Source organism: Uliginosibacterium sp. 31-16 (assembly GCF_030730865.1).
Classification (GTDB): Bacteria; Pseudomonadota; Gammaproteobacteria; order Burkholderiales; family Rhodocyclaceae; genus Uliginosibacterium.
The window spans coordinates 1,105,510-1,124,083 of sequence record NZ_JAVALZ010000001.1 but is presented as its reverse complement, the minus strand read 5'-3'; the positions used below and the strand labels follow the sequence as shown (position 1 = coordinate 1,124,083).

Annotated in this window: 13 protein-coding genes; 2 read left to right on the top strand and 11 right to left on the bottom strand. The window is 58.4% G+C overall.

Translation table 11 applies throughout. From position 1 onward, the window contains the following. Positions 1-127 precede the first annotated feature (127 nt). The 3 genes from Q9Q94_RS05225 to Q9Q94_RS05215 form a co-directional block, all read right to left on the bottom strand. Positions 128-2,245 (bottom strand): hypothetical protein, encoded by a 2,118-nt coding sequence (locus tag Q9Q94_RS05225; protein ID WP_305978963.1) that lies wholly within the window; start codon positions 2,243-2,245, stop codon positions 128-130. 223 nt (positions 2,246-2,468) lie between these two features. Further along, positions 2,469-4,181, bottom strand: coding sequence for a diphosphate--fructose-6-phosphate 1-phosphotransferase (locus tag Q9Q94_RS05220; RefSeq protein WP_305978962.1), 1,713 nt, complete (start codon positions 4,179-4,181; stop codon positions 2,469-2,471). A gap of 138 nt (positions 4,182-4,319) precedes the next feature. Further along, positions 4,320-6,278, bottom strand: a complete 1,959-nt coding sequence (locus Q9Q94_RS05215; protein ID WP_305978961.1) for a DUF4914 family protein — start codon at positions 6,276-6,278, stop codon at positions 4,320-4,322. 212 nt (positions 6,279-6,490) lie between these two features. Between Q9Q94_RS05215 and mtgA the strand changes: the two genes are divergently transcribed. Then, on the top strand, positions 6,491-7,183 hold the full coding sequence (gene mtgA / locus Q9Q94_RS05210) for a monofunctional biosynthetic peptidoglycan transglycosylase (RefSeq protein WP_305979485.1): 693 nt from the start codon (positions 6,491-6,493) through the stop codon (positions 7,181-7,183). Positions 7,184-7,293: 110 nt separating this feature from the next. On the opposite strand, the gene Q9Q94_RS05205 is transcribed toward mtgA, so the two are convergent. Further along, positions 7,294-8,007 (bottom strand): hypothetical protein, encoded by a 714-nt coding sequence (locus Q9Q94_RS05205; RefSeq protein WP_305978960.1) that lies wholly within the window; start codon positions 8,005-8,007, stop codon positions 7,294-7,296. A gap of 177 nt (positions 8,008-8,184) precedes the next feature. On the opposite strand from Q9Q94_RS05205, the gene corA reads away from it, so the two are divergent. Continuing rightward, positions 8,185-9,519, top strand: a complete 1,335-nt coding sequence (gene corA / locus Q9Q94_RS05200) for a magnesium/cobalt transporter CorA (RefSeq protein WP_305978959.1) — start codon at positions 8,185-8,187, stop codon at positions 9,517-9,519. Between the two features lie 105 nt (positions 9,520-9,624). Here the strand turns inward: corA and Q9Q94_RS05195 are convergent, their stop codons facing one another. The 7 genes from Q9Q94_RS05195 to dnaA all read right to left on the bottom strand — a co-directional run bounded on the left by Q9Q94_RS05195 (position 9,625) and on the right by dnaA (position 18,297). Next, positions 9,625-10,821 carry an amino acid aminotransferase gene (locus Q9Q94_RS05195; RefSeq protein WP_305978958.1) on the bottom strand — a complete coding sequence of 399 codons (1,197 nt, stop codon included), beginning with the start codon at positions 10,819-10,821 and terminating at the stop codon, positions 9,625-9,627. A gap of 32 nt (positions 10,822-10,853) precedes the next feature. Continuing rightward, positions 10,854-11,468, bottom strand: coding sequence for a YitT family protein (locus Q9Q94_RS05190; RefSeq protein ID WP_305978957.1), 615 nt, complete (start codon positions 11,466-11,468; stop codon positions 10,854-10,856). Between the two features lie 95 nt (positions 11,469-11,563). Beyond that, a complete protein-coding gene (locus tag Q9Q94_RS05185) occupies positions 11,564-12,031 on the bottom strand; it encodes an Lrp/AsnC family transcriptional regulator (RefSeq protein WP_305978956.1) in 468 nt (155 codons plus the stop codon). Positions 12,032-12,236: 205 nt separating this feature from the next. Then, positions 12,237-14,720 carry a DNA topoisomerase (ATP-hydrolyzing) subunit B gene (gene gyrB / locus Q9Q94_RS05180; protein WP_305978955.1) on the bottom strand — a complete coding sequence of 828 codons (2,484 nt, stop codon included), beginning with the start codon at positions 14,718-14,720 and terminating at the stop codon, positions 12,237-12,239. A gap of 61 nt (positions 14,721-14,781) precedes the next feature. Beyond that, entirely contained in the window at positions 14,782-15,168 is a 387-nt protein-coding gene (gene bamE / locus Q9Q94_RS05175) for an outer membrane protein assembly factor BamE (RefSeq protein ID WP_305978954.1), read from the bottom strand. A gap of 6 nt (positions 15,169-15,174) precedes the next feature. Next, complete coding sequence (gene dnaN / locus Q9Q94_RS05170) at positions 15,175-16,281, bottom strand: DNA polymerase III subunit beta (RefSeq protein ID WP_305978953.1); 1,107 nt, start codon at positions 16,279-16,281, stop codon at positions 15,175-15,177. Positions 16,282-16,896: 615 nt separating this feature from the next. Beyond that, positions 16,897-18,297 (bottom strand): chromosomal replication initiator protein DnaA, encoded by a 1,401-nt coding sequence (dnaA, locus tag Q9Q94_RS05165; RefSeq protein ID WP_305979484.1) that lies wholly within the window; start codon positions 18,295-18,297, stop codon positions 16,897-16,899. Positions 18,298-18,574 lie beyond the last annotated feature (277 nt).

Below are 18,574 nucleotides of genomic sequence, written 5' to 3'. Positions count from 1 at the left end.
TGTAGAAGCGCCCCGGACGGCGCTGCGCAACAGGCATACCTGCAGACGCCCGCTGCATGCGGCTCGGCGGGCAGGCAAAGAAAAAGCCCGTCCGCAGACGGGCTTTGCAGGGCGAAACCACGCAGACTCAGGGCAGATCAGTCACGAGGATCGCGTTCTCGGTCGTCATGTACAGCTTCTTGCCGATCACGGTCATGGCATGCAGGCCATTCAGATTGCCGGATACGGCGCCCGGCTCGGCAATCCAGCGATTGCGCGAACTGCCCACGACGGTCGTGACCTGACCTGCCGTTGAAATCTTGCGCACCACCAGATCGAGAGAGTCTCCAACATAGAGATTGCTCGCTGCATCAATGGCAATACTGGTCGGCGCATTGAACCGCGCGCTGCTCAGGGCTCCGTCAATGTAGCCGAAGGCACCGGCACTTCCCGTCAGAGTAGTGACCACGCCTGCCGGGGTGATCTTGCGCACGGTTGCATTGTTGGCATCAGCCACGTAGAGGTTGCCGCTGGCATCGCTGATGATATCGGCCGGATAACTGAAGCGCGCTGCCGTGCCACTGCCATCGACACTGCCGGTGAGACCGGCGGTGCTGCCAGCAAAGGTACTGACGACGCCAGCCGGCGTGATCTTGCGGATGCTGTTGTTGCCGGTGTCGGCAACAAAAACGTTACCCGCCGCATCGACCGTCAACCCGTTCGGGCTTCTGAAGCTCGCAGCTGTGCCAGAAGCGTCGGCGTTGCCGGCGGTACTCGCGTTGCCGGCCAGCGTCGTGACCACGCCAGCCGGCGTGATCTTGCGGACCGCATTGCCATCCAGGACGTAAGCGTTGCCGGCGGTATCGGTCGCCACCGCGGTGGGAAGGTAGAAGCGGGCCGCAGAGCCGGTGCCGTCCGTGGTACTGAAATACGTACCCGGCGTACCTGCCAGAGTGCTCACCGTACCGCTGTCGATGCGACGCACCACGCTGTTATCGAGATCAGCCACGATCAAGCGACCCGTAGCATCTGCCGCGATACCGTAAGGCTGCTTGTACTGGGCGCTGGCCACGGCCCCATCAAGATGACCATAGCGGTTGCCAAAACCCTTGCCAGCCAGGCTGGTGACAACCCCGGTTGTGATAGCCAGCTGGCGCACCGCATAGTTGTCGGCGAGGTAAAGGGTATCGCCTGCCGCATTGATGGTCATGCCCATGGTGTAAACACTTGCCGCAGAGCCCGTGCCATCGGCGGCGTTGTACTCGCCATTGCCAGCCAGAAGGGTCACGGTCCCATTGCTGGCAACCTTGCAGATACGGCTGTAGTTGCTGACGTAGAGGTTGCTGCTGCTGTCCACCGCAAGAGCGGAGATGGTGCCGCTACAACCAGCGGTGACCAGTGCCATCATGGATGTCGCTGTGGTGACGGCGCCCGCCGCGGTAATCTTGCGAATACCGCTGTAATCGCCGACGTAGAGATTGTTGCTGCCGTCGACGGTTATTGCGCGTGGACTTGAAAAGCGCGCGCTGCTGCCGGCTCCATCGACAACACCGCTGAGACCTGCCGAGCCGGCAAAGGTGGACACTCCGGTCCCGGTGATCTTGCGAATGGTATGGCTGTCGGTGTCGGTGACGAAAAGGTTGCCGAAACTGTCGACGGCCAGACCGCGCGGCGTATTGAAGCGTGCTGCCGTACCGCTGCCATCGCTGTTTCCAGCAACCCCGGTACTGCCGGCGAGAGTAGACACCACATCATTGCTGATCTTGCGGACGGTGTGATCGTCCATGTCGGCCACGTAGAGTGTGCCATTGCTGAAGGCAACACCCGCCGGGCCGCTGAAGCGAGCGCTCGTGGCACTGCCGTCGATATGGCCCTTGTAGTACGCCTTCCCGGCGAACGTGCTCGCCACACCTGCAGAGCTCACCTTGCGGATCGTATGCGAAAAATAATCCGCCACATACATGTCGCCTGTCGCAGCATCACGTGCGATGGCATAGGCCTCGTCGAAACGGGCGCTGCTGCCGCTGCCATTGGCAAAGCCGTAGCCTCCAAGGCTGCCCGAGTAAAGACTGAGACTGCCACCGACGGCATAGTCCGCAATCGGCCCGCTACTGCTCCCCCCGCTTGAGCTGCCGGAACTGCCTCCGCTGCTGCCTGTGCCCGTTCCACCACCTCCTCCTCCACCGCCACCACCACAAGCCGTCAGGCCGATCAGGCTGAGTATCAACAGGCGGCGCGCATTTATCAGCACAGGCATACCAGACATCAATTACTCCAGTTTTATCAAATTTTTCAAATTCTTAGCACCTCAAAACATGACTATGTGATAAGGCGAAGGAGGCGGATTTTCGCATAACCCTGTTGATAAAGCTGGTGTCGGGATGGGTACGTACGTGTGGAATATCACGATTGGCACACGGTTTTTTTGCAGGAGGGGCACATGAAAAAGCCCGTCCGGGATGGACGGGCTTTTTGACGGAGCAAACGGCTTATTCGCCGATCTTGAACAGCAGCGACCCGGCCTTGTCGTTGAGCGCCACCGTCATCGGCATCTGGCGCGCAGCCGGGCCCCACAGCTGGCGCGGACCGGGGGAAGCAAAGAGGTCGTCGGCCGCCCAGGCGGCGCGGCGGGCACTGAAGAACTGCATGGATGGCGCATCCAGACGTACCAGCGCCTTCTCGATCACGTATTCGTCCTGGCCGTGACGGCGTTCGACGTTGATCAGCCCGGTCAGCGGAATGGCCAGCGGCTCGCCGCCATCACTCAGGCCGGAAACGCTGGCCATGTACCCGGTGCGGCCGTCGAGGATCAGGGCACCAACGGTGAGACCAAGGTTGTAGGTGTAAGCCGCGTCGAACAGAGTCGGCGCGCCGCAGCGGCCTTCGTAGCCAAAGAAGTGGTGATGGCTGCCGAAAGGCACGTCCGGAGCGATTTCCTTGAGGCGGGCACGGGTCATGTCGATCAGCAACTGTTCGGTCGGGATCAGCGAGACCTGCAGGTTGCCGTGAGAATCGCGCTCGGCCAGCAGCATGTTGACGATATAGCCCGGCAGGGAGGCAAACAGTACTGCGCTGGCTGCCGAGAGTTTGGCGGCAACAAAGGCTGGGCGGGCCTCTGCGGCCAGTGCGGCAAACGCATCGACGTGATGCGCGACCAGATCATTGAGCTCGGCGATCAGCGCATTCATCTCCGGAATGAACTCGATCAGGCCTTCGGGCACCAGCACCACACCATGCTTGAGGCCCTTGTTCTTGTAGCGATCAATGACGGCATTCGCGATCTGGTCGACGATGGCACCGAGTGACATTTTCTTTGCGGCAACCTCTTCCGAGATCAGGGCCACGGCCGGCTTCACCTGCAGGGCGACTTCCAGCGTGACGTGCGAGGCAGAGCGCCCCATCAGCTTGATGAAATGCCAGTACTTCAGCGAGGAGCGGGTGTCCTGCAGGATGTTGCCGGCGAGCTCGGCGTAGATGCGCGTGGCCGTGTCGAAGCCGAAGGAGATCGGCAGCAGTCCCGACACCTGCAGATCGCCGTCAATGGTCTTCGGCGCGCCGATCACCTGTACGCCCGAGCCATCGGCCTTGATGCCGGTGTACAGGAACTCGGCGAGGAGTGCGGCATTGGTGTTGGAATCATCGCCGCCGATGATGACGATGGCGTCCAGATTGTGGGCGATGCAGGTCTGTCTGACCTGCTCGAACTGCTCGGCCGTCTTGATCTTGGTGCGGTCGGTGCCGAGGAAGTCGAAACCGCCGGTATTCAGGATGCTGGCGGCGTCGGCATCGGTAATCTCGAACAGCTTGCCTTGCAGCAGGCCCTTGGGGCCACCCTTCACGCCGAACAGCGTGTTGTCGGCACCAAGCATCTTCTTCAGGCCACACAGCACATTGTGACCGCCCGCAGCCGGGCCGCCAGAGAACAGAGCGGCCACGCACTTGCCGGTAACGCGCGCGGCAGCAGCGCCTGCGGCGCGCAGCACGGCATTGCCGGAGGCGGCGACGCTCTGCGGAAAGCGGGCAGCAACGGTGGCGGAATCCCGTGTGGTGAGAACCTCGCCTTTGCTGGCGAAGGCCAGCGCCTGCGGCGCCGCGGCCGGGCCGAAGGACTTGCACACCGGCAGGGGCAGGTTGCGGACTTCGTTCTCGAAGACGGAGCGATGACTTTCCATCTGCTCAAGCTGGGTGGCGAGTGTGCTCATGACGGGCTCTTTCGTGGAATTCCGGATATGAAACAGCCGGCAGAGCCGGCTGTAGAGATGGGACTATTTTAAACCGGGACGCTTACACATGGCATCCCGGCTGTGCAGGCAGGCTTGAGCTGCGTCTGCAAACCCGCGTCATTCCTTGAACATCTGGTGCGGAATCAGCTTCCAGTAATCCTCTTGCGAAGCATCGTCCAGACAGGCCTGGATGATCTTGCGGCCCAGCGGGTCGAGGTCCGGCGTCAGGAAGGGAGCAAGTTCACGATGGAAGAATTCGCGCCACATCTTCGCGCCATGCTCGAAGACCTCGGCGCCACCCTCCAGCTGGCTCTGCACATGCAGCAACACCGGCGGGATCATCGAACCTTCAACCTTCATCTGGCGCGGCACATAGCCAAGCAGGGAACACGGCGACTCCACCAGCTGTTCGCGGTGGAAACGTGCCGAGCCACGGCGAGCCAGATATTCGCGGGCCACCCACTCGGACATGAAACCGACATGCCAGGCACCGATGTTCTGGTTCGGAATCAGGACGTGACGGGTTTCGGTGTTGGCGACGATCTGGCGCAGCAACAGGTTGGCCTGATCAACGCGGCGACCGGTACAGAAGGCCCAGTAGGAGCCCACGCCTTCGCACTGCATGCCGCCCGCAGCGGAATCCTGAATCGACGGATTGGCGTGGCCGCGCGGCGCAGCCAGACGCCACAGCCAGGCCAGCGCCGGGCTGAGGATGTGGAGCATACCGAGGATGCCGTAGAGCTGGCTGTCCTTGTGGGTGGGCGGGCAGCGCACGCCGAAACTGCGGATGTTCACGGCCACCGGTCCGTCCTGCACGTCATGCACCATGTCGCGCGGAATGATCAGGCGCGGGTTCGGGCAGGGCTTGCCCGGGGCGTCCTCGATGTGTTCCCACAGCAGGGCCTGACCGCCGGGCACGATGTAGTGGTTCAGGAAAATCAGCGGGCGCTCCGGATGCATCACCAGACGCTCCAGATGCGGGTCGGTACCGTAGCCTTTGATGTGGTCCACGCGCACGAACCAGCCGGCTTCTGCATCCTTGATGTTGAGCTTGGTCTGGCCTTCGTTGTAGTGCGGGTGAGCGCAAGCCATGTCGTCGGCCATCGGGTTCAGATGACAGGCTTCCGGCAGGTTCAGGGTGCGTTGCTCGCCGGTCACGACGTTCTTGCCCAGCAGCAGACGGCCGTCTTCCATGCGGTGCACGTGCTCGGTCATCTCGCTCTTGCCGCCGCCCGAGGCGCCTTCGTGCATGATGATGGTCTGATTGTCGTACGGGGTGACCACGCCAACGGCAGCGCAGTGGTTGGTGGTCCAGCCTTCGCGCTCGCCGATATCCAGCAGCAGCGAGTACACGCCTTTCTTGGCGGACGGGCCGGGATACAGGTTGTAGGCGAAGACTTCCTGATGGGTCTCGCTGCGCGCATGCACCACGACCTGCTTGCCGTCGAAGTGGGTGTGGCGGAAGGGCGGGGCAATGAAGATCACGCCGCCGGAGAGCTTGAAGTTTGCCGGCACGGCGCTGTTGGCGATCATGCCCTGCAGGTCAGCCAGTGCGCCAGCGAAGAAAGCCGAGGCTTTCGGCACGATGGCCAATGCGCCATAGCCCAGTTCGTCGGGGCCAGCATAGAACGGCACCACGATCAGTTCCTGGGTCTTGAGCCAGTCCAGGGTCTTCTGGCGCATCTTGTCGAAGCTCTCGCCGAAGCGTTCCTGATAGGTGGGCTTGTCGGTCGGCAGCTTGTCGCCGATGACCATCGCGTCCGGATCGCGGCGGCGCATTTTCGGATCGATGAAGTTGATGGCGATGCCGTTGCGCGCCTTGGTCACGGTGGCTTCGGCAATGTAGCCCTTGCCCGGCACGTCGAAACCGACTTCGATTTCGCCCTTGTCCTCGCGGTTGCCGTGACGCCAGTCGGTCTCGCCCGGTACGCGGTTCAGCGCCCAGTTGAGCAGGTCTTCACGGTGCTCGGCCACGTAGATGGCAGGCGCGGCGCTCAGCACTTCAATGACGTGCGGCGGCAAGCCCAGCTTGGGCCAGTCATTCTTGAAATCGATGGATTTGATCGCTTGAGTCATGGTCGGCAAGGGCGGCAAAGCCCGACAAAACGTTATCGAGGCCAAAGCAGGGACGCCTGGCTTACTAGGGGAAACCCGCAAGGATACAGGGAGTTGGCGCGAAGTTGTTGATCTGGGTCCCCCTTGCTGCGCACACGCAACAGGTCGTGCCTCTTGCCCTGCGGGTCGGGCTCTGCGAAGCTGCGCGCCAGACTTTCCGACCCCTGCACATCATGAAGACGCTGGCCCTCTGGTCACGCCGCATCCTTGTCGCCCTGCTGCTGTTCATCCTCGCCTGGCACCTGTGGCTGCTGGGCTGGGTGCTGTGGTGGAAATGGTTCGACCCTGGCGAAACCAGTTTCATGCAGATCCGGCTGGGCGAACTGCGCCAGAAGAATCCGGACGCACAGCTCAAACGCCAGTGGCAGCCGTACGCCAGGATCTCGGTGCACCTGAAGCGCGCCGTGGTGGCGGCTGAAGACGACAGTTTCGTCGATCACGACGGCTTCGACTGGGACGGCATCCAGAAAGCCATGGAAAAGAACCAGAAAAAAGGCAAGGCCGTAGCCGGCGGCTCGACGATCAGCCAGCAACTGGCCAAGAACCTGTTCCTCAGTCCTTCGCGCAGCTATGTCCGCAAGGCGGAGGAGGCCATCATCACGCTGATGATCGAAAGCCTGTGGGACAAGCGGCGCATCCTCGAGGTGTATCTGAACTCGGTGGAGTGGGGCAACGGCATCTTCGGCGCCGAGGCCGCTGCACGGCGCTATTACGGCATCGGCGCGGGCCAGCTCGCGCCGGCGCAGGCGGCACGCCTGGCGGTTATGCTGCCCAACCCGCGCAAGTACGAGAAAAGCTTTTCGCCCCGTTTGGCCGCTCACGCCGCGCGGGTACAGAGCCGCATGCAATATTCAGAGGTGCCCTGAGAGCCGCATGCGGGCTTGGTCTTCAGCATGCATTGTCGCTCAGCAATACGCAGCAAGGGTTTCAGGCATGCCATGCCAAAGATCCTTGCTGCAAGCGGGTCTCCAGCACACTACTTCAGCGCATCGAAGGGATTCCTGCTCGGCGGTCTGGCGGTAGCGGGGGCCGGTGCTGCACGCTGTGCCGCCTCCCAGACGACCCGGTTGCGGGTCATGCCTTTGATGTCGAATTCTTTCGCCAGACATTGCTGGTGAAATTGCTGCATGAATTCGTCTTCGACCTCGACCCAGTTGCTGATCTTGAATTTCTTGCCGCTATCCCAGTTGTAGCGGTCAAAGAAATGAAACTCGAAATCCAGACTGTGGCGACGCAGATTCTGGCGGGTCGTGACGATTTCGACCGTGCCCTGCCCCCAGCAGGAGTAGCCGCCGATCCCGTACTGCAGGCCACGCTCGGTCGCCATGTCGAGAAAATAGCCCGCCTGCGGAGCCGTTGAATTGAGCGTATGCCGGCCCGGCGCCAGGGTTTCGCAGAAAGCCTGCGCCTGCGCCAGCTCGGCAGCGTAGAACTTGCGCACCGAACTGGAACGCTGCATCAGCTCGGCCAGATCAAGTTGCAGATCGGTGCCGGTGTTGTCCAGATAGTGGCGCATGTGGGCCACAGCCTCGCGCCCGACACGCAACTCAACCTCATCGACGCGCAACGCCAGCTGGATGGCCTGTTTGTAGGCACGTGCTTCCAGCGTAGTCGGCACCGAACACCACTCGCCCGACCCCTTGTCGGGTTTCGGCTGGAACGCCTTGTCGCTCGTCTGATAATTTGCCATGCCTGCTGCCTCTCCGGTGCCTGACTACCCCGCCGCCATTTTCACCGATTCGCGCGCACCACAGCGCACCGCCCATCCTGCCCGCATGGCCCCTGCAGCGCACAAAAACGTGCAGACAACGGTACGCCTACCCACCATTAGCAAGTAGAATTCCGGCTTTCCGACCGAGGCCCCGTCATGTCAGAGAACGAAGACATCCAGCCCGCCAATGACGAGGCTTTCGAGCAACACCTGCAGGAGGTGCAGGCGCTGCTCGGCCGTCATCGTCTGGTCGAGGATCTGGTCAGACGCCAGGATATGCCGCGCCACGATCTGGTCGATGGCCTGGTGCACCGGCAGAATCTGGTCGAACTGCAGAAGAAGCTCGACACCCTCGAAGCCGCCGAAATCGCCCGTATCCTCGAAGCCCTGCCGCACAACGAAAGCGTGGTGGTGTGGGAGCTGGTCAAGGCGGTGCGTGGCGAGGACATCCTCGAAGAACTCTCTTCCGACGAATTCCGCGACACCCTCACCAGCGAACCCGAACAGCCCGAGCGCAAGCCGCTGATGCTCAATGCCTTCGAGCTGCACAACGGACGCTTGCGCCAGATCCACATCGAAACGCGCAGCCAGCTGGCCGCGGCCAAGCCGATCTGGGTCGACCTGATCGCGCCGGACAAGGAAGAGCTGAACTGGGTCAAACAGGTTTTCGGCCTCTCGCTGCCCGATCCGGAAGATCTCACCGACCTTGAGGAATCCGCGCGCTTCTACATCGAGGACGAAAGCGAGCAGATCCACCTGCACTCCGACTTCCTGCTCGACAAGGCCGACGAGTCACGCAACGTAGCCGTGGCCTTCGTGCTGCACCAGGGCATCCTGTTCTCGATCCGCAACGAAGAACTGCCGGTGTTCCGCCTGCAGCGCCTGCGCGCACGCATCCAGCCCGGCTATGTGAGCGACGGCAAGGACGTGCTCCTCGATCTGTACGCCGCCGACGTCGAATACTCCGCCGACACGCTCGAAGACGTGTACGCCTCGCTCGAAGCCGTCGGCAAGCAGGTGCTCAGCACCGAGATGACCGATACGGAAGCCGCCAAGGTGCTGGCCGCGATTGCCGCCGAAGAAGATCTGAACGGACGCATCCGCCGCAATGTGATGGATACGCGCCGGGCGCTGTCCTTCCTGATCCGGGGCAAGTTCCTGTCCAAGGATCAGCAGGAAGATGCCCGCCAGATCCTGCGCGACATCGAGTCACTGGACGGCCACACTGCCTTTCTCTTCGACAAGATCAACTTTCTGATGGATGCCACCGTCGGCTTCATCAACATCAACCAGAACAAGATCATCAAGATCTTCTCGGTGGCCAGCGTTGCCATGCTGCCGCCGACCCTGATCGCCAGCATCTATGGCATGAATTTCAAGTTCATGCCCGAGCTGGAGTGGGGTCACGGCTACCCCTTCTCATTGGGGCTGATGCTGTTTTCGATCCTGGTCCCGTTCTGGTACTTCAACAAGAAGGGCTGGCTGCGCTGACGCGAATCACAGCCTGCGCGTGAATCTTGCGTTGCAGGCTGCGATCACGACAGGATAGAAGTGGCGCGCGATCACCGCACGCGCTGCGCCACCGGCTTGATGAGCTCAGGCCATGAGCTTCGCAAAAGCGTCGGCCACCCGGCCGACGTTGCCATCGTTGAGACCCGCCACGCAGATGCGCCCGCTGCGGATCAGGTAAATGCCTGACTCCTCGCGCAGACGATCCACCTGTGTGGCGGAAAGACCGGTGTAACTGAACATCCCGCGCTGCTCGACGAGATAGTCGAAATTGCGTCCCGGCAGGCTGCTGTTGAGCGCATCACGCAGGGTTTCACGCATGGCCAGGATACGCGTGCGCATGCTCTCCACCTCAGCCAGCCAGGTCGCCTTGAGTTCGGCATCACCAAGCACGGCAGCGACCAGCTCAGCCCCCAGCATCGGCGGGCTGGAGTAGTTGCGGCGCACAGTGGCCTTGAGCTGGCCCAGTACGCGGCCCGCAGCTTCGTTACTCTCACACACCACCGACAGGCCGCCAACGCGCTCGCCATACAACGAGAAGATCTTGGAGAAGGAATTCGCCACCAGAAAGGGCAGGCCTGCCGCTGCGAGCGCACGGATCGCGTAGGCATCCTCTTCCATGCCGGCACCGAAGCCTTGATAGGCGATGTCGAGGAAGGGAATCAGCTCGCGGGCACGCAGCACTTCGATCACGCGGTCCCACTGTGCGGGACTCAGGTCCGAGCCGGTGGGGTTGTGGCAGCAGGGGTGCAGCAGCACGATGCTCTGCGCCGGCAATGCTGCAAACGCGGCAAGCATCGCGTCGAACGCCACGCCAAGTGTCTGCGAATCGAAGTAGGGATAGGTGTGGACCTTGAAACCGGCGCCTTCAAAGATTGCGACGTGGTTATCCCAGGTCGGGTCCGACACCCAGACTTCCGATTTCGGGAAGTAGCGCTTGAGAAAATCCGCCCCCACCTTAAGCGCGCCCGAGCCGCCCAGGGTCTGGATGGTGGCTACCCGCCCCGTCGCCACGGCAGCGCTATCGGCACCGAAAAGCAGGCCCTGAATCGCTTCGCGGTAGGGTTTCATGCCTTCCATCGGCAGATACAGGCTGGGCATGGCACGCCGGCCTTCAATACGACCATAAGCCTGCTGCACCGCATCCAGCTGGGGAATCACCCCTTTCGCGTCGTAGTACAGGCCGATGGAGAGATTGACCTTGTCGGCGCGCGGATCAGTCTTGAAGGTTTCCATCAGCGACAGGATGGGGTCACCGGCGTAGGCATCGATGTGCTGGAACATGGGTAAGAAGTCCGGGAAGTTGTGCGGAATTGTCAGGCCAGATAGCGATTGGGGCGGTGATTCATGGCAATGATCAGGTTCAGGATCACCGCCCCGCAAATCGAAGCCGTCAGCAAGGGCAGGCTGACGAGGAAAATCGAAGCCAGAACGATACACACATCCACACCCATCATCACTTTGCCGGCACGGATGTTGTAACGATCCTGCAGATAAAGCGCAAGAATGTTCACACCACCCAGGCTGGCCTTGTGACGGAACAGCACGATGAAGCCCAGGCCCATCACTGCATTGGCAAAGATTGCAGCGTAGAAGGGGTTGAGATGCGAGATGTCGATGAAATGCGGGTGCAGTTCGGTGAACACCGAGACCAGCGCGATCGCACAGAAAGTCTTGAGCACGAAGGCCTTGCCCATGCGGCGAAATGCCAGCCAGTAGAAAGGCACATTGAGCAGGAAGAAGGCTGCGCCGAACTTCACGCCGGTTGCGTAATGGATCAGGAAAGCCAGCCCGGCCATGCCACCGGTGAGTGCACCGGCTTGTTTGAGCAGGCTGGCGCCGAAAGAAACGACAAGAGTGCCAAGCAGCAGCGCGAGAATGTCTTCAAGCGCGGTATGTGGCGCACGTTCAGAAAGTGTTGCGTCAGTCATGAGAAGAAATAAGATCTAATCGTGCGATTTTAAGATAAAAACGCACAACTCACGCACAAAAACAAAACAAATGATTAAAGCGTGCTTCAGCGGGCCTATGGGTCAATCACTACACCGGACTCCTTGAGGCGCTCCAGCACCACCGAAGTCCGCAAGTGGCTCACGCTGTTGCGCAGCCCGGCCAGTTGCTGGATCAAGCGGCTCAGTTCCGCCAGATCAGCCACCGCCACCTTGAGCAGGTAGTCGTAATCCCCGGTCAGCTTGAATACATCACGGATCGAATCGGCCTGGCGCACGAAGGCATGAAACAGCTCGGTCGACTCTGCGGTGTGGTTCAGCAGGCGCACTTCCACCACCCCCATCACGGGCGTACCGTCTGCCTCTGGCGAGAGCTGGGCGTGATAGCCGAGAATCAGCCCGGCCTGCTCCAACGCAATGCGCTTGCGTGAACATTGCGAGGCAGAAAGCCCGATCAGGTCAGCCAGCTCCTGATTGGTGAGGCGACCATTCTGGCGCAACAGGTCGAGTATCTTGCGGTCGTTGTCGTCAATGGAGTCCGTCATGCTCGTGCTTGCTCCGGTAGGTAAGGCAGTGGATCGGGATGATCTGCTGCGAAAGGCCGCTTCGCGTTGAAGCCTTACCGCTTGTTGAGAAGCCTTTTCAACACCACTTCATTGCCGGGCTTCCGCTGGACTGACTGCAGCAACTTCGTCGGGCAACCTGCGCCGCAAGGCGTAGAAACACCACAAAACGAAAAGCCAGACAACATCAAACGTCGATATTGCGGGCGTTCAGGGCATTACGCTCGATGAAATCGCGGCGTGGCTCAACCTGATCACCCATCAAGGTGGTAAAAATTTCGTCGGCAGCAATGGCGTCATCGATCTGTACTTTGAGCAGACGACGCACGGTGGGATCCATGGTGGTTTCCCAGAGCTGGTCAGGATTCATTTCGCCCAGCCCTTTGTAGCGCTGCTTGCCGAGATTGCGTTCGACTTCGTTGAGCATCCAGGTGATGGCTTCAGAGAAGCTCTTCACCGGACTGTTCTTGTCATTGCGAGCCATGACCGCACCTTCCCCGATCAGGCCGGTGATGAGCTGGCTGGCGCGGCGAATGGTGATGTAATCCCCGGATGCAATGAATTCGGGGTCGATTACGGTACGCTTGATGTTGCCGTGGTGCATGCGTTCCAGAACGATCTGCCAGGCTTCATCCACTTCGTTGAACTCGGCACGGACCGTGATGTTGGCTGGTACAACCGGCTGCAGCCGTTCAGCCGAGGCTTGGGCAGCGCCTTCGTCGACAAGGCTGAATTCGATGTCGTGTGCCATGGCCGCTTGCAACACGTCTGGATCGATCCAGCTGGTCAGGCGATTGATCACGGCTTCGGCCAAGAGGTAGGCCTTGGCCATCTCTTCGAGTGCAGTGCCTTCAATCGGGGTGGCGCCGGTTTTCGGCACCAGCACGGCGCCGTCCAGCGCGAGGCGCAGGAGGTGACCAGAGAGTTCGTTGTCGTCCTTGATGTACATCTCGGTGCGGCCGTGCTTGATCTTGTACAGCGGCGGCTGGGCGATGTAGATGTGGCCACCCTCAACCAGTTCAGGCATCTGACGGTAGAAGAAGGTGAGCAGCAGGGTGCGAATGTGGGCTCCATCAACGTCGGCATCGGTCATGATGATGATGCGGTGATAGCGCAGTTTTTCAGGTTTGTAGTCGTCCTTGCCGATACCAGTGCCGAGCGCGGTAATCAGGGTAACGATCTGCTCGGAGGAAATGAGCTTGTCGAAGCGTGCCCGCTCGACATTAAGTACCTTGCCGCGCAGTGGCAGGATTGCCTGGAATTTACGATCACGCCCCTGCTTGGCTGAGCCGCCGGCTGAGTCACCCTCGACAATGTAGATTTCGCACAGGGCGGGGTCTTTTTCCTGGCAATCGGCGAGCTTGCCGGGCAGGCCGATACCATCCAGCACTCCCTTGCGCCGGGTCATTTCACGAGCCTTGCGGGCTGCTTCACGGGCGCGCGAAGCTTCAACGATCTTGCCGCAGATGGTTTTGGCATCAATCGGGCGCTCAAGCAGAAACTCCGCAAGCTTGGCAGCGACAACTTCTTCCACGGCTGGCCTGGCTTCACCAGAAACCAGTTTCATCTTGGTTTGTGAAGCAAACTTCGGGTCAGGCATTTTCACCGAAAGCACGCAAGCGAGACCTTCGCGCATGTCATCGCCACTGATCTCGACCTTGGCTTTCTTGGCGATTTCGTTTTCGTCGATGTACTTGTTGATGACACGGGTCATCGCAGCGCGCAGGCCAGTGAGGTGGGTACCACCATCGGCCTGCGGGATGTTATTGGTAAAACACAGTACCTGCTCCTGGTAGCTGTCGTTCCACTGCATGGCGACTTCAACCGTAAGTTCGACATCGTGAACCTGGCCAGTAGTGACCTTGGTCACACCCGTGGCGTAGAACACATTCGGGTGCAAGGTGGTCTTGGCGCGATTGATGTAGTCAACGAAACCCTTCACACCGCCAGAGAAGGCAAAATTTTCGTCCTTGCCGGTTCGTTGATCAACCAGGCGGATAGCCACACCGTTATTGAGGAAAGATAGTTCGCGCAGGCGCTTGGCAAGAATGTCGTAGTGGAACTCAACAGTACCGAAGATCTCTTCGTCAGCAAGGAAATGTACTTCGGTACCGCGCTTTTCGGTTTCGCCAACGATCTTGAGCGGCGAGACTTCAACACCATCGCGTACTTCGATGATGCGCTCGACAGCGTGACCACGGTTGAACTCGATGAGATGCTTCTTGCCATCGCGACGAATAGTCAGGCGCAACCACTTGGACAGCGCATTCACGCAGGTAACGCCGACGCCGTGCAAACCACCGGAGACCTTGTAGCTGTTCTGGTTGAACTTTCCTCCGGCATGCAGCGAGCACATGATGATTTCAGCAGCAGAACGCTTGGGTTCATGCTTGTCATCCATCTTGATGCCGACCGGAATGCCGCGACCATTGTCCGTCACTGAAATCGAGTTGTCGGTATGGATCGTCACCACAATATCGTTGCAATGCCCGGCCAGTGCTTCGTCGATGGCGTTATCAACGACTTCAAACACCATGTGATGCAGACCGGTACCGTCGGATGTGTCGCCGATATACATGCCAGGACGCTTGCGTACGGCCTCCAGACCTTCAAGCTGCTGGATGCTGTCTTCGTCGTAAGCGGGCTCTTGCGGGTTTTGCTGATCAGACATGGTGGTCGACTTTTTTTGAATCAAACGTTATGCGGATTGGCCAGTACTACCTGGAAAACACCTATTTGCAGGCATTCTCACTGACATCGATAAGTACGAGACGACTGTCTGCATTGAAGACAAGACGCCCCCGCCCCCGGTAGTAACTTTCGGTACTCCAGGTATCAGAGCCAAAGTAGTAGGGAACCCACGCAGTACCTGTTGCTTGTGCATCCAGCTCGGTAGGGCGTCCAACAAGTGCCTCAACCTCGCTGCGGCTCATGCCGATCTGCAAACGGGAGAAATTGGCACCCGTCGGAAGATTTCCGACGATCTGACCATGAATCCCGTCTTTGCCGATGACATTTTGCACGGAAACCGGAGCATCTTTGTGCAACACCTGATGGCTGCAGGCTGCCAGCAGAAACATGCTGCTGGCAGTGAGGATAATTTGCAGAAAGCGTTTCATCCAGCTTCAGATCCGCATCGGCATCACAACTGCCTTGAATTGTTCATTGCCAGGCAAGGTGAACAAAGCCGAAGACATGGGTTCGTTGAGATGGATTTCAACGGTATCCGTGACTACGTTGTTGAGTACATCAAGCAGGTATGTGACGTTGAATCCGAGTTCCAGATCGTCACCTGCGTAATTCACTTCCAGTTCTTCCTGAGCTTCTTCCTGCTCGGAGTTGGAGCTGATGATCTTCAGGATGCCTGATTCAAGCACTACACGCAGACCACGGAATTTTTCATTGGTGAGAATTGCCGCCCTCTGAAGCGCCGACAGAAGACTGGTTCGGTGTGCCGTGACCAGCTTCGGGTTGCCTTGAGGAATGACGCGTTCGTAGTCGGGAAACTTGCCATCGATGAGTTTGGTGATCAGCTCGATCGGGCCAAAACGGAAGCAGGCCTGATTACCGGTAATGACGATTTCGACCGGATCCTCTGTATCTGCCAGCTGACGGGTCAGTTCCAGTACGGTCTTGCGGGGCAGGATGACTTCGGTCTTGGCGTATTCCTGTTCCAGCGTATTGGATGACAGAGCAAGACGATGGCCGTCTGTTGCAACCATGCGCAACTCGTTACCCTGAACCTGCATCAGCAAACCGTTGAGGTAATAGCGGATGTCCTGAGCTGCCATGGCATAAGCCACCTGAGCCAGCTGACGACGGAAATCCTTCTGTGACAGACGTACAGTCAGACTCTCACCGGTATTCAGTTGCATGCGTGGGTAATCCGCCGCAGGCAGGGTTTGCAGGGCATAACGGCTTTTGCCAGCTTTCAGAGTCAGACGCTTGTCATCAAGGACCAGGCTGACTTCTCCATCAGGCAAAGCACGCAGAATGTCCTGCAGCTTGCGGGCAGCCACCGTGATTGATGCGTCTTCACTGCCACTTCCTTGCGAGATCTGATGTGTGGTGATCTGGATCTCGATATCAGTTGCCAGCAGGGTCAGCGCATCACCATGCTTTTCGATCAGCACATTGGACAGGATCGGCAGTGTGTGACGTTTCTCGACAATCCCGGAAACAGACTGCAGAGGGCCCAACAAGGCATCACGGCTAGTTGTTAACAGAAGCATTTATATAAACCTCCTATTATTAATATATCAGGCTGTTTTCTGTTGATAACCAGAAATACATCCATTAATTCAAATACTTAACCCTGTTGATCACCCTGTTTATAAGGGGAGGGACAGCGCTGTGGGCAATTGGGGAGAACTTCCTGACCTTTGCCGTAAACACTGTTTGTTCACATTTCACACTCAGGATTGCCGGTTACTTATCCACATTCGGTGCTTCGGTCTCCGCACATTACGGCTTGCTCAGGCAGTCTTGAGTGCAATTGCTACCATGCCCGAAATTTGTTCCTGTTGCATCGCAATCTCTGTCAGGAGGTTCCTACGGGCAGACAGATTTTTTGTCTGGCAAAGCACCAACAGGCTTCCCTTCTTTGTTGTTAACAAGTACTTCTATATATAACTAATACTAATAATACATCAGGCCAGTTTCTGTGGATAAGTCTTTATTTGTTTTTAAAAACATGAACTTAACCATGTTGATCAAGCTGTTGGAAACCAACCTGATAACAATGTGAGCAATTGGGGACAGTTTTCCTGATGATCCACTTGAGCAGACTTGCGCACATTTGCTCAAGTGCTGTTCCCCAGGGTTGTCCACAGGCTTTTTCGACGTTTTTATCCTCTGAGTGTCTGGGTCAACACATGCAGGTCATGGTTGAGTTGCTGATCGGACAAGCGCATTTCCGCAATTGTCCGGCACGCATGCAGTACGGTTGTATGGTCACGGCCGCCAAAGGCATCACCAATCGCTGGTAGCGAAGCTGGCGTGAGTTCCTTGGACAGATACATAGCAACCTGTCTTGGACGTGCAATGTTGCGCGTACGTTTCTTTGATAGCAGCTCAGCCAGCTTGATTTTGTAGAAGTCGGCTACGGTCTTCTGAATCAGCTCGAAGGTAATCTGGCGGTTATGCGCTGCGAGCAGGTCACGCAACGCATCACGGGCAACCTCAAGGCTGATTTCGCGGCCGTGGAAGCGAGCATAGGCCACAACCTTCTTGAGGGCTCCCTCAAGTTCACGTACGTTGGACCGCAGATTTTTGGCGATCAGAAAAGCAACGTCGTCAGGGAGCGGAACTCCGTCAAATTCAGCCTTCTTCTTCAGAATGGCAATACGCATTTCTAGTTCAGGTGGTTCGATCTGAACGGTCAAACCCCAGTCGAAACGGGAGATCAGACGATCTTCAAGGCCCTGGATATCTTTTGGATAGGTATCACAGGTGATGACAATCTGTTTTTTGGCTTCGGTTAGCGCATTGAAAGCATGGAAGAATTCGTCACGGGTGCGCTCCTTGTTACCGACACCAAGGAACTGGATATCGTCAATCAGCAGCAAGTCCAGTGAACGGTAGTAACGCTGGAACTGATCAAAGCTCTTCTGCTGGTAGGCACGCAGTACATCGGCAAAGTAGTCTTCAACGTGTACGTAACGCACCACCGCTTTCGGATTGTGACGCAATACCTCGTTGCCGATGGCGTGGATCAAGTGGGTTTTACCCAGACCGACGCCGCCGTAAACAAACAGGGGGTTGTAGGAAGAACCAGGATTGTTTGCTACAGAGATAGCTGCCGCGCGCGCCAGATCATTGGCGCGCCCGGTGACCAGAGTATCGAAGGTAAAGGACGGATTAAGCCGCGTCTTTTCGTAGCTGGAATTGCTGCTGGTAATCACAGCAGGAGCTTCGATTGGTGCCGAAGAACTGGTGGATACCTGTTGTGGTGCAGTTTGTACAACAGGACGTGCAGCAGAAGCTGTGGTCGGCTTTTTGGAAGGACTCCCGAGTTCAAGACTCAGTGGGGTCACCGTTCCAAAGAACTCTTCGGCAAGTTGTTCCAGTCGGCGTTGATAGCGCTCACGCACCCATTGCAGGACAAAACGGTTCGGAGCAAATAGTTTCACTCCTTCGTTACTACCCGCTTCAGCTACTTCAAGCGCACGGATCCAGGTATTGAACTGCTGTGCAGGCAGTTCACTTTCCAGTCGGGCCAGACAGGCAGTCCAGAAGGCGTGACTCACGTTTTTGGCTAATCGCTGTTGCGGCATCGACAATGCTGCCGGTGCGGGGTTAACAAGACACCGCCGCCAGCTTCTCGACGAGAGCGCCTGCGGATGGTGTATATGGGGAATTTGGTGTCGCTCCTCTTTTTGTCTTGCCTGAGAGGAATCTGACAACGGCCTTGATTCTACCTTTTCAGGACACATTTATCCACAGGCTGAAAAAGGAAGGAATGCAGGTTTATCTTGACAGACAGGCAGATAAAATATCTAATCGCGAGTTCGCTGGACTGTCAAG